The organism is Corallococcus sicarius (genome assembly GCF_003611735.1).
In the GTDB taxonomy this organism is placed as follows: domain Bacteria; phylum Myxococcota; class Myxococcia; order Myxococcales; family Myxococcaceae; genus Corallococcus; species Corallococcus sicarius.
On sequence record NZ_RAWG01000315.1, the window covers coordinates 1 to 11342 of the forward strand.

The 11342-nt window shown below is 69.6% G+C and carries 8 protein-coding genes; 5 read left to right on the top strand and 3 right to left on the bottom strand.

The window, feature by feature from the left end; translation table 11 throughout:
* Positions 1 to 289 precede the first annotated feature (289 nt).
* Positions 290 to 826, top strand: coding sequence for a hypothetical protein (locus tag D7X12_RS33640; RefSeq protein WP_120629310.1), 537 nt, complete (start codon positions 290 to 292; stop codon positions 824 to 826).
* A gap of 180 nt (positions 827 to 1006) precedes the next feature.
* Complete coding sequence (locus D7X12_RS33645; RefSeq protein ID WP_120629311.1) at positions 1007 to 2149, top strand: hypothetical protein; 1143 nt, start codon at positions 1007 to 1009, stop codon at positions 2147 to 2149.
* Here D7X12_RS33645 and D7X12_RS33650 read toward each other — a convergent pair.
* Both D7X12_RS33650 and D7X12_RS33655 read right to left on the bottom strand, forming a co-directional pair.
* Complete coding sequence (locus tag D7X12_RS33650) at positions 2139 to 3227, bottom strand: EAL domain-containing protein (RefSeq protein WP_208719440.1); 1089 nt, start codon at positions 3225 to 3227, stop codon at positions 2139 to 2141. The two genes, D7X12_RS33645 and D7X12_RS33650, sit on opposite strands and share 11 nt — an antisense overlap.
* A 15-nt stretch (positions 3228 to 3242) precedes the next feature.
* Positions 3243 to 4691, bottom strand: coding sequence for an LVIVD repeat-containing protein (locus D7X12_RS33655; RefSeq protein ID WP_158620173.1), 1449 nt, complete (start codon positions 4689 to 4691; stop codon positions 3243 to 3245).
* A 183-nt stretch (positions 4692 to 4874) separates the two neighbouring features.
* On the opposite strand from D7X12_RS33655, the gene D7X12_RS33660 reads away from it, so the two are divergent.
* Positions 4875 to 8471: a PD40 domain-containing protein gene (locus D7X12_RS33660; RefSeq protein WP_120629314.1), complete on the top strand. Its 3597-nt coding sequence runs from the start codon at positions 4875 to 4877 to the stop codon at positions 8469 to 8471.
* Positions 8472 to 8483: 12 nt separating this feature from the next.
* Here D7X12_RS33660 and D7X12_RS33665 read toward each other — a convergent pair whose 3' ends face one another.
* The gene (locus D7X12_RS33665) at positions 8484 to 8954 is read right to left on the bottom strand and encodes a hypothetical protein (protein WP_120629315.1); all 471 of its coding nucleotides are present in this window, start codon (positions 8952 to 8954) and stop codon (positions 8484 to 8486) included.
* 335 nt (positions 8955 to 9289) lie between these two features.
* On the opposite strand from D7X12_RS33665, the gene D7X12_RS33670 reads away from it, so the two are divergent.
* The gene (locus D7X12_RS33670) at positions 9290 to 11098 is read left to right on the top strand and encodes a CotH kinase family protein (protein ID WP_208719443.1); all 1809 of its coding nucleotides are present in this window, start codon (positions 9290 to 9292) and stop codon (positions 11096 to 11098) included.
* Between the two features lie 76 nt (positions 11099 to 11174).
* A partial coding sequence (locus D7X12_RS33675; RefSeq protein WP_158620174.1) for an FAD-dependent oxidoreductase occupies positions 11175 to 11342 on the top strand: 168 nt, incomplete at its 3' end.

The following is an 11342-nucleotide window of genomic DNA, read 5'->3' on the forward strand; positions in this document are numbered from 1 at the left end:
GTCCTGGCGGGCGGGGGCATCGAGGTCACGATCTCCTGGCGGGGCGCCGACCGTGCGGTCGGCTTCCGCTCTTTCCTGGGAACGCTAAGGGAATCCGGCACCGGCATCAAGCACCCCTCCCGCCGGAGGGATGGCCGCCAGTGGGGTCCAGACCACGTCCCATGGGCCGGGAGGCGAACGGGCACGCATCCGACCTTCCCCCCTGGACCTGTGTACGCCCCCGGCCGCCCCTAGCTTTTTTCCAGCGGGGGTTCGCCCCGTCCCACTCACATCATCCGGGAGAGATTCCATGAAGAAGCTCATTGGGGTTTTTGCGTCCGTGGCGCTGTTGGGTTCTGGCGCGGCCTTCGCGCAGAGCGGCAGCACGGCCCAGGACACGCAGCAGCAACCGTCGACGAGTACGGGCGCCATGGGCGGCTCGGGAGCGACCGCGGGGCAATCCCCGAGCATGACGGGCTCGAATGAACTGACGGGCAAGGTCGTCAAGAGCGAGAGCAAGAAGGTCTTCATCAGCAGCGCCAATGGCGCCGTGGTGCCGCTGGACATCGACAGCAAGACCCAGTTCACCGACCCGAGCCTGAAGAACGCCAAGAGCCTGAAGGAGGGCCAGGAGATCCGCGCCAGCTTCCAGGTGAAGGACGAGAAGAACATGGCGACCAGCATCTCGCTGAACCAGGGCACGGGCGGCTCGGGCTCCGACGTGATGTCGCCGGATCCGTCCATCAACGAGGGCACGGGTGGCTCCGGCATGGAGGACCCCAGCCTGAACCCGGACACGGACCCCAGCACGCAGCAGGACACCGGCAGCTCGCCGAAGACCTACTAGGCCAGCCCTTGTCCAACCTGGCTGCTCGCGGCCCGCTGGCTTCCAGCGGGCCGCGGCCCTTTTCAGGTCTCCAGGGTTCAGGGCGCGCTTGATGCCGGCCCGGGCGTCCCCTCGGAGGGACAGCGGGCGGAGGAGCCCCGGGGTGATGTGGAAGCGTTCACGCGTGGACACCTTCCTCGCATGCGCCTCTGGATCGCCATCGTCGCGGGATTGAGCCTTGGGCAGACGCAGGACGTGGCGCCGACGCCTCCGGAAGATCCGTCCGTGAGGGACCCGGCCGCCTCCGCGCTGCAGGATGCCTACGAAGAGGCAGCGGAAGAGGCGGATGGCGCGCGGCCACCGCAGGGCTACGTCATCCAGGGCCCGGTGGATCCGACCCATGGAGCCTTCCAGTTCACGCCGCTGCTGCCCGATGGCACCGTCCCGCTGACGACAGGTGAGGTCGCCACGCAGCAGTCGCAGGCCCCTGTCGCTCCACCTGTTCCCACCGTCTACGATTCGCAGTCCTCCTCCAGCACAGCGGCCACCCCGCAGGACACGGCCGGGCAGCAGGAGGCGACGGGGACGGGCGGCGCGGGCGCGGCGGGAACGGCGCCGACCCCGCCCGAAGTCGCACCGGGGGGCACGGGAGGCGTTCCGCTGGATTCGTCGCAGGTGACGGTGCAGGAGCCGGCTCCCGGGGCCGCCTCCACGCCGGGGAGCGCGACCGGTGGCGCCGGCGCCGCGGGGACCTCGCCGGGGACCGCGGCGCCACCTCCGGGGGGCGGCACATCCGCCGCGGCCCCCCCCCAGGGGACGCAAGCCGCGACGGGCGCCGCGCCGAAGCCCACCGCCTCCAACGAAGCGCTGACGGCCCTTCGCGAGCGCGTGGCCCAGCTCGAGCAGGAGCTGGAGGAGCGGGACGCCGTGGCCACCGAGCGCACGCAGGCCGTGCAGTCCCAGGTGGATGCGCACGAGCAGCGCGCCTATGAGACCGAACGGGCCCGGCAGCAACGGCTGGCGCGGATCCAGTCCGCGGGCCAGTGGATGCTCGCCGCGGATCAGGCGCTGGAGCAGGGCGAGCTGGGCGTGGACAACGCGCTGGGCATCGCCGACGAGGACTTCTCCGTGGTGCGCGAGAGCGCCTCGGCCGCCGGGCAGGGACTGGTCGTCGTCCAATCCGAGCGCGCCCGCGCGCAGATCGCCCTGGCCCGGGATGCCGCCAGCAACCGGGATGTGTATGGCGCGCGCCTCGCCCTGCAGACCGCGGGCGAGGAGCTGCGGCTGATGCGCGCCGCCACCCTGGAGCGGTCGGGCGGGGCCAACGCCCTGCTCAATCGTTGAAGCGGGGGGTGGACTGCGCCGGAGCGCCCGCCGGCTTCGCGATGAGGTAGCCCTGCACGAAGTCCACGCCGTGCGCGCGCACCCAGGCCAGCTCCTCGGTGGTTTCGATGCCTTCGGCGACCGTCTGGATTCCCAGCTGCCGGGCGATCTCCAGCAGCTTCTCCACGATGGAGGCCTTGTAGGGGTCCGCGTGGACGTTGCGCACCAGCTCCATGTCCAGCTTCACGATGTCCGGACGCAGCTGGTGGATGAGGTTCAGCGACGAATAGCCCGCCCCCAGGTCGTCCAGCGCGACCTTGAAGCCCGCCTCCCGGTAGAAGTTGACGATGGAGCGCAGGTGTTCGGCGTTCGCGGCCCGGTCGGATTCGATGATCTCGAAGACGACGTGCTCCTCGGGGATGCCGGCCTCGCGGATGGCCGACACCGTGGAGCGCAGGCAGAAGGCCGGGTCGTAGATGGCCGTGGGCGTGAAGTTGATGAACAGGTGCGTGCGCAGCTGGTGGCGCACCGCTTCGCGGATGGTGGTGGTGCGCGCGGCCAGGTCCAGCTGGAACAGCAGGTCCGCCTCGCGGGCCGTGTCCAGCATCCGGGCCGGGGACACCCACGCGCCCTGCCTGTCCACCCCGCGCATCAGCGCTTCGTGCGCGAAGATGCGGGAGGTGTCCTGCGCATGGACGATGGGCTGGAAGAACGTGGTGAGCCGCGACTCCGCCAGCATGTCCACCAGCCACCCCGACTGCTGCAGCATGGTGATGCGCTGCAGCGAGTCCACGCGCGGGAAGTCCGCCATCCCCGGCTCCGTGTCGCCCGCGACGAAGAGGGCCCGCGTGCCCCGGACCTCCTCCGCCGTCAGCACGTTGGGCAGCTGCTCGGACAGCTGCTGCATGCCGCCCTCCCCCATCCCCACCACGACGCAGCGCGCTTCGCTGCGCAGCTGGTACGCCCCGCCCGATTCGCGCAGGTGCGCCACCAGCTTTCCCAGGCTGTGGCCCAGCGGAGGCCAGAGGAACAGCCGCCCGGGTCCCTCGGGCGGCTCAGGCAGGGTCTGGCAGCGGCCACATCCGTTCACCGGGTTCATGATGCGGTCGTCGCCTCACGGGGTGTGGCGGAAGATCAGCAATCCGCGCGTCGTCTCCCACCCATACACCAGCCCGTCCGCGGCGTGCACGCCCTGGAGTCCCTCAAGGTACGCCAGTCCACGTCCCGCATCCGTTTCGCTCCAGGTGTTGAAGTAGCCGGCGGCCTTCGGCGTCCCCAGCGTGGACACGTCGTAGACGCGCAGGCCGTCCTGGTAGTTCGCGACGTAGAGCGTGGTTCCCGACAGGGCCATGCCCCCCAGGGAGGCCTCCGGCCGCAGATTCAGCTCACCGCGCTGGACGATGGCCTCCGGACGACTGGCGTCCAACACCAGCAGCGACGAGCCCCACGCGTCCGAGCCCTGGAAGACGGTGCTGACGCCGCCAATCTTCCCCACGGCCAGGGTGCTCGTGGAGGTCCCACCGAAGCGGCCCATCAGCTTGGGCGCCTTGGTCGTCTCCACGTTCGTGACGTCCGTCACCGACACGCCGTAGCTCCAGTTGCTCACGTACAGGCGGCGGTCCTGCACCGCCACGCCATAGGGGTACTCGCCCAGCGAGGCCGATGTGCCCTCCACCGTGTAGCGCACCACGAGCGACGGCGCGGCCGGCTGGGTCACGTCCAGAACGATGATGTCCGAGCGGGGCCTGGGCGACGCCACGTAGAGCAGGTTGCCCTCCTTCGCCAGCCCGTCCACCCGCACCGTCACATCCGCGAGCACGGTCTTGGTGCAGTCAGGGACCACCGGGTTCGTCAGGTCGCAGATGCGCAGGCCCTTGGCGTACGTGCCCAGGTAGAGCGTCGTGCCGGAGATGAGGCCCGTGGTGAGCGCCTCGCCGTCGTACTTCTGCTGGGAGACCAGGGTCGGGTGCGCGGGGTCCTTCACGTCGTAGACGAACAGGCCCTCCTCGCGCGCCATCACGTACGCGTACCCGCCCGCCGCCACCACGCCCGTGGGCCGGCCTTTCGGCAGCCGGACCTCGCCCAGCAGCTCCACGCGGTCGGACACGGCCTCGCCCTCGCGACGCGCGACGCGCGTGGAGGTGAAGGTTCCCTGGCGCGAGGTCGCCCCGTTGACGCACACGCGCACCACGCCCTGGACCTGTCCGGGCCCCGAGGCCTTGCAGCCGGAGAAGGCGTAGCGCAGCGCACTGCCATCCGAGGCCGTCACGTCGCTGGCCAGGAAGAAGGTGTCCGGGGTGATCTGCTTCGTCGTCATCGACAGGCCGATGAGCAGCGGATCCCCGGGAGAGAAGCGGATGGAGGACGGCCCCACGACGCCGTCCTCGAAGATGACGTTGGTGTTCCAGATGCCTTCAGGTTGGACGATGGACAGGGTCGAGCGGTCACAACCCGACAGGTCGATGGCTTCAACCTGACACTCGGCTTTGGGGGCGGTGTCGTCGCTGTTGCCGCAGCCCACGGCGAGGAACACGGTGGCAGCCAGGAGGGGGAGACGGTTCATTCCCTCATCCATACCGGGCGACCCCGACCGGAGCCAAGTCCCCTGCCCCCTGCGGAGGGACGAAACCCCGGACGTCCACCGTCACGCAAAGAAACAAATGAACCGCTTGTGCGTTTGCGATGGGAGAGGGAGCCTCCCACCGGGCCCCTGTTGCGCCTGTCTCCTCGCCTTACGAGGTGCTTTTTGAACCCCCGTTCGCACGTGGTCGCCTTGCTGCTGGCCGTGCTCCTGCCGGAGCTCGTGCTCGCCCAGGTCTTCGTCGTCCCCCGTCGCTCGGGAAAGACCCCCGTCAACACCTACGAGTTCGAGTGGCGCCACATCGACATCCTCGTGGGCCCTGGCGCGACCGGTGTCGCGAAGCCCGACGACAACACCGTGCATGAGCAGCCGCCCGGCACCCAGGGCGGCGCGCTCCCCAACGCGCCCACCACGCGGCCGACGGGCAGCACGCAGTCGCCGCCCGGAGGGCCGGAGGTCACGCCCTCCGGACAGGTGACCATGCCGCCTCAGGACACCACCAACGCCGCGCCGGGCGGCATCGTGCTCGACATGGGGCGCTCGGACGCGGGCAGCGGTCCTCCCAGCGTCACCGGGCTGCCGGACGGCGGCATCCCGCCCCCGGGCGTGGTGGCCCTGGTGGACGGAGGCCTGGCGGGGGACGCGGGCACGCTCACGGGCGCCACCGTCACCACCGCGGACGGCGGCACGGGCGGGTACGCCGGGGCCCCGCTGCTGCTGGGCAACGCGGACGGCGGCTTCAACTACACCTATGCGAAGGACCTGGGCGCGAAGACGGGCGGCGTGCGCTTCTACTTCTACGAGCGTGAGCGCGAGGTCGCCGAGCGCGCCGCGCCCATCATCGAGGAGGCGTACCGGTACCTGGTGGATCAGTTCAAGTACGTCCCCACGGAGACCTTCCCGTACATCCTCTACAGCAGCTACGCGGAGTTCCTCCAGACGAACGTGTTCGCGGTCTCCGAGGGCACGCTGGGCGTCACCAGCACCGAGGACCTGAAGCTGTCGCTGCCCTACCTGGGCGACCACCACCTCTTCGAGGAGGTCAGCACGCACGAGCTGGCGCACCAGTTCACCATCCAGAAGGTGCGCACCGTGGCCGAGCAGGCCAAGGTGTTCGGGGATCCGCTGGGCGGCTATCCGCTGTGGTTCATCGAAGGTCTGGCCGAGTTCTACGCCAAGCGCGGGTTGGATCCCGAGGCGGAGATGATGGTGCGCGACCTGCTGGTCAACCCGGACCTGATGAAGGGCTACGCGTTCCTCGACTTCTTCTCCCCCGGGCCCTACGGCTTCCTGTGGATCTACAAGGTCGGTCAGGCGCGCGTGGCCTTCCTGGAGGCCGAGTACGGCGCGGGCATCACCCAGCGCCTGCTGGAGGAGGCGCCCCGGCTGGTGGGCGGCTCGCGCGACGCGCCGTCGCTCAAGTTCGAGGAGCTGCTGGAGCGGCTCACCGGAGATGATCCGAAGCGCATCTCCGCGCGCTTCGAGAACTGGCTCAAGCGCCGCGCGTTCAAGACGTACCTGGACTCCGAGCAGACGGCGCCCGCGCTGGACTCGCTGACGGAGACGCCGGGCATCGTCACCGCGATGGCGAGCGGCCCGGACGGCAACGTGCTGGCCCTGCGCACCATCGTGCCGGAGACGGGCGAGAGCCGCCTGTACCTGACGGATCCGCGCAACCCGGACAAGAACGTGAAGGTGGTGGGCGACGGCGTGCCGGGCATCGAGTCGCTGCACCCGGTGTCGGGCCGCAACTTCGCGCTCACCAAGGACAAGCTCGCGTTCGTGGCGGAGCGCACCGGCCGCGACGTGGTGTACGTGCAGGACTACGTGCACACGCAGGAGAAGAAGGCCACGGACGTGCTGGTGAGGCGTTCGGCCGTCCGCACCGGCATCGGTCGGGAGGTGGGTCTCAGCGTCAAGCTGGAGCTGGGCGACCGGCGCGAGTACCGCATCGACCGGCACGGCGTGCTGGCCATCTATTCTCCGGCCTTCTCGCCGGACGGCCGCCACCTGGCGTTCATCGGCATCAACGACGCGGGCCGGCGCGACGTGTACGTCGTGGACCTGTCCCAGGGCACCGACGCGAAGCCCCGGCAACTGACGGACGACGTCTTCGCCGAGCGGCAGGTCACCTGGGGCCCGGCCGGCATCATCTACACGTCCGACGCCACGTCGCACCGCAAGTACAACCTCTTCCGGGTGAAGCCGGACGCGCCGCAGGGCCAGGCCGAGCGGCTCACCAGCGAGGAGCGCGACCAGGCGGATCCGCTCGCGCTGTCGGACGGGCGCGTGTTCTTCGTGGCCTACAACCAGAGCAGCTCCGACCTGCACGAGCTGCTGGCGGACGGGCGCATCGTGCGCCGCACCGACCTGACGACGGGCGTCTTCGAGCCGGGCTCCGGCCCCGACGGCGGCCTGTGGATGCTCTTCCACATGTCCGGTGAGCGGAAGCCGTCGCTCTTGCGTCCGCCGCGCATGTTGTCGCTGGAGGACCCGAGGCAGCCGCAGGCGGATCCGCCCGCCCCCATGGCGCTCCGGCCGCTCAGCGACGCGAAGGACTACCGGCCCTTCACGGGCGAGAACATCGAGCTGGGGCCCATCTTCGGCTTCGCGGGCGCGGGCGGCGGCGGCTTCGTGGGCCAGGCGTTCGCGTCCGCGTCAGACCGGCTGCGCGACCACCAGGTCATCCTCACGCTGGCAGTGTACGGCTCGTTCGAGCTGACGGACGGCCTGCTGCTCTACATCAACGACGAGAAGCGCTCCACGTGGGGCGGCGGTCTGTTCCAGTCGCTGCGCTTCCGCATCGACAAGACGTTCGACAACCTGCCGGCGAACCAACGGCCGTTCTTCATCTCGTCGGAGCGCTACTTCGGCGCGTTGGGCAGCCTTCGCTACCCGCTCAGCACGTTCTTCTACCTGCAGGGCGACCTGAGCGTCGGCGGCACGAAGTACTTCCTGGATGACTTCAACGAGTTCTACCTGGCGTTCCCGGAGCGCAACGAGGCGAACGCGGACCTGCTGTCCGCGTGGCGGGCCCAGAACCAGCACATCCGCTTCCAGACGGAGCTGAGCGGGCGCATCGGCTACGACAGCCTCAAGTACCACTACGCGACGGGGCCGCTCGCGGGCAGCTCCGTGCTGCTGGAGGCCACCGCCGGCGTGCAGCCCTTCGACTCCCAGGCCTACGGCAACCTGCGCCTGGACATGGAGCGGTACTTCCCCATCTACGGCCGCACCAACTTCTTCGCCCGGGTGGGCGCGGGCACGACGGTGGGTGGCCGCTACGCGCGCTCCTACTACCTGTCCAGCTTCGACACCCTGCGCGGCGTGAACTTCGGCGATGAGCGGTGGCTCTTGGGCCAGCACTTCGTCTACTCCACGCTGGAGGCGCAGCTGCCCCTCAACGACATCATCCGGGTGGCCTTCCTGAGCGACCTGGAGGCCATCGCCGCCGTGGACGCGGGCGGCGTGGGTGACGGGTCGAGGGACCTCTGGGACCACCGCGTGCTCAACGCCGTCGTGGGCTTCAACCTGTCGCTGGGGCCCCTCCTGCTGCGGCTGCACTTCGCGAAGCCGTTCGACATCAATGCCGCCGCCGGCAAGCCCGACGAGGGCTGGGTGACGAACTTCTCCATCGGCGTCGCCGGCCTCAACGGCTTCTTCGACCAGAAGGACACCGGCAAGAAGGCGGTCGCCACCCCGAAGGGCATGGCCCTGATGCCGTCACTGGGCGGCGGCTACACGACGCCCCTGGTGCACTGAAGGGGCGCGGCGTCAGGACTGCGCGGCGACGAGGGCGGCGTTGGCGCGAGCCAGCGGCCCCCCGTCGTTGGGGATGCGCTCGAAGTCTCCGCGCAGGGCCTTGATGGCGAACTTCTCCAAATCAATCTCCCGGCGGGTGCGCACACCCCACGCGCGCACCATCGCGGACAGGGGCCCGAAGCCGGTGATGCCCTGCTGAAGCAGCAGTGCGAGGGTCACGCCGCTGACCGCGCGCCAGCCGGGGCCGCCCCGGCGCCCCAGGAGCAGGCCCAGCAGGGCCAGCGCGGAGCCGCCCACCGCCAGCGCGCGATGCATCTCCCACTCGCGCTCCAGCTTCTCCAGATACCGGCTCATCTCCGCGCGGTCCGCCCGCTCGGCCATGCAGCGGACGCACTCCTCCACCTTGGTGTCGATGCGGCGGTTCACGGTGGCTGGCGCATGGATGCGCACGGCATCGGTCGAGGTCTGGTTCCAGGACTCCATCGTCGCTCCCCTGACGGATTCGGTGACGGGCTCGGGCCGTCCTCCACCCTGCTCCGGGGAAGCTAGGGCTGGCGGACGCGTCCGTGCACAGCGCTCCCTGCGGACGCCTTCGCCCGGCTGCTCCCCCGGGGGCTTGGAACGCCCGCTGTGCCACCTGCGGGGAGCGGGCAGGCAGGCGTAGGGGCGGTTCGACACAGTCCGGCAAGGGAAAGACTTTTCCCCTTCCAGGTCGGCTCGCGCACCTTGCGTGTCCTCCACACCCACCCACCAGGGCAGGTAGGGGGGCCTGCGACGCCGTGCTCGGGAGGCATACGGCTTGCTCAAGGAGGGGGGTGATGATGCGTCTACGACTCCTGATCAGCCTCTCGATGCTGCTGGCCGCTTGCGGCTCCGGCACGTCGAATCCCGATGCTCCACCGCCGGTGACGGACCCTGGCATCACGGATCCCGGCATCACGGATCCCCCGGGGGAAGTTGACCCTCCGCCCCCGGTGGACCCTCCGCCCGGGAAACCGCCGCCGGTAGACCCGCCGCCCGTGGATCCGCCGCCGGTGGACCCGCCTCCCGTTCCGGAGGTGCAGCGGCCCTTCACGCTGCCGAAGGTCCAGACGTCGCTGCCGGACTACGAGCTGGTGATTCCCGCCGAGGCGATGGCGAAGTTCCAGGCCGACCCGTGGACGCCCGAACAGGACGCGACGTTCAAGGCGAATGGCGTCACGAAGGCGGTGAAGGTGCGGCTGCGCGGGGCCTCCGCGCGGTTCTTCGAGAAGAAGAGCTGGAATGTGAGCTTCGCGGACAAGGACTCGTTCGAGGGCCGCACGTCGCTCAACCTGGTGGCCGAGTACGCCGACGCGTCGATGCTGGCGGAGAAGATCTCCTATGACCTGCTGACGGCGATGCGGGTGCCGGCGTCCACGGCGAAGTTCGTGCGGCTGAAGGTGAATGACCACTACGAGGGCGTGTTCCTGGAGGTGGAGCAGGTCAACAAGGCCTTCCTCAAGGCGCACGCGCTGCCGGACGACGACGCGTCCATCTACCGCGCGGGCTGGAAGGACACCGAGTTCAAGACGTGGAAGGTCCCCTACCAGGGCGACTGGGTGAAGAAGACGAACGAGAAGGAGCCCAGCGACGCGCTCTGGCGGGTGCTGGACGTCATCAACCACACGCCGGAGCCGCAGCTCGTCACCGCGCTGGAGAAGAACCTGGAGGTGGAGTCCTACGTGCGCTCCATGGTGCTGGACGCGCTGATGTCCAACAACTTCGTGGAGGACTCGGAGAGCTACTTCCTGCAGGACAAGATCACCGGCCGCTGGCGCTACGTGCCGTGGGACCTGAACAACGTGGACGCGCGCTGGTGGTACGTGAACAGCGTGGAGGACATGAAGACCAGCTCGAACAACATGAAGCACCCGTTGTTCAACTTCACCCTGCTGGATGGCTGGGTGGAGAAGATGTACGAGCAGCGCAAGCTGGAGACGCAGAGCTACCCGGGCTACCTGCCGGTGTTCTCCAACCTGGGCACGCGCGTGGTGATGAACCCCGTGCTGCGCGCCCGGCTGGAGGCGCGGCTGGACAAGGCCCTGGAGGAGCTGTTCACGCCCGAGGTGATGGACCCGTACATCGACCAGCTGCACGCGCTGATCGACGCCTCCATGAAGGGCGACCCCTACATGGACTACGCGAAGTTCAGCGCCGGCAGGGACTACATGAAGCGCTTCGTGCGGGTGCGCCGGGACTTCGTGCAGAAGGAGGTGAAGCGGCTGGCGGCGGAGCAGTCCACGCTGGTGCTTCAGGCCTTTGATCCGCGCGGCGGTTGGGTGGAGGTGACGAACCGCGGCACGCAGCCCGTGTCGCTCCAGGGCATGACGCTGACGACGAACCTGCGGGTGAGCCTGGCGGTCAGTGCCCACGCCCCCACGCAGGTGACGGCGCCCACGGGCGCGGTGCTGGGCAACACGACGGTGGCGCCGGGGCAGACGGTGCGGCTGAACGCCTCCGCGCTGGGCATCACCTTCCCCCCCAAGGGCGAGGTGGGCCTGTTCGACGGCAAGTCGGTGGTGGGCGTGAAGGACCTGCTCTTCTACGGCGAGCTGCCCGCGGGCAAGCACTACGCTCGCGGGGCGAAGGGCTGGGAGGTGCGCTGAGGCGCTGTCCTCCGGGCTTCATGCGGTGAGCAGGAGTCGTGCGAGGCGGGCGGGGACGGGTTAGCAAACCCGGACCATGCCCGCCTCTCACGTTCCGCGCGTCCTGGATGACCTGTTGCCGCACCGTGGTGGTCCCCTGCCCCGCGTGGCCGTCATTGGCGCGGGCGTGTCCGGGCTGACGCTCGCGCGCGTGCTGACGGGGGCGGGCTTCTCCGTGCGCGTGGTGGACAAGGGGCGGGGGCCG

Excerpts from the sequence above, each read along its gene's own strand:
- D7X12_RS33640 (WP_120629310.1), top strand. The coding sequence starts at position 290 with ATGAAGAAGCTCATTGGGGTTTTTGCGTCCGTGGCGCTGTTGGGTTCT.
- D7X12_RS33645 (WP_120629311.1), top strand. The coding sequence starts at position 1,007 with ATGCGCCTCTGGATCGCCATCGTCGCGGGATTGAGCCTTGGGCAGACG.
- D7X12_RS33650 (WP_208719440.1), bottom strand. The coding sequence starts at position 3,227 with ATGAACCCGGTGAACGGATGTGGCCGCTGCCAGACCCTGCCTGAGCCG.
- D7X12_RS33655 (WP_158620173.1), bottom strand. The coding sequence starts at position 4,691 with ATGAACCGTCTCCCCCTCCTGGCTGCCACCGTGTTCCTCGCCGTGGGC.
- D7X12_RS33665 (WP_120629315.1), bottom strand. The coding sequence starts at position 8,954 with ATGGAGTCCTGGAACCAGACCTCGACCGATGCCGTGCGCATCCATGCG.
- D7X12_RS33670 (WP_208719443.1), top strand. The coding sequence starts at position 9,290 with ATGATGCGTCTACGACTCCTGATCAGCCTCTCGATGCTGCTGGCCGCT.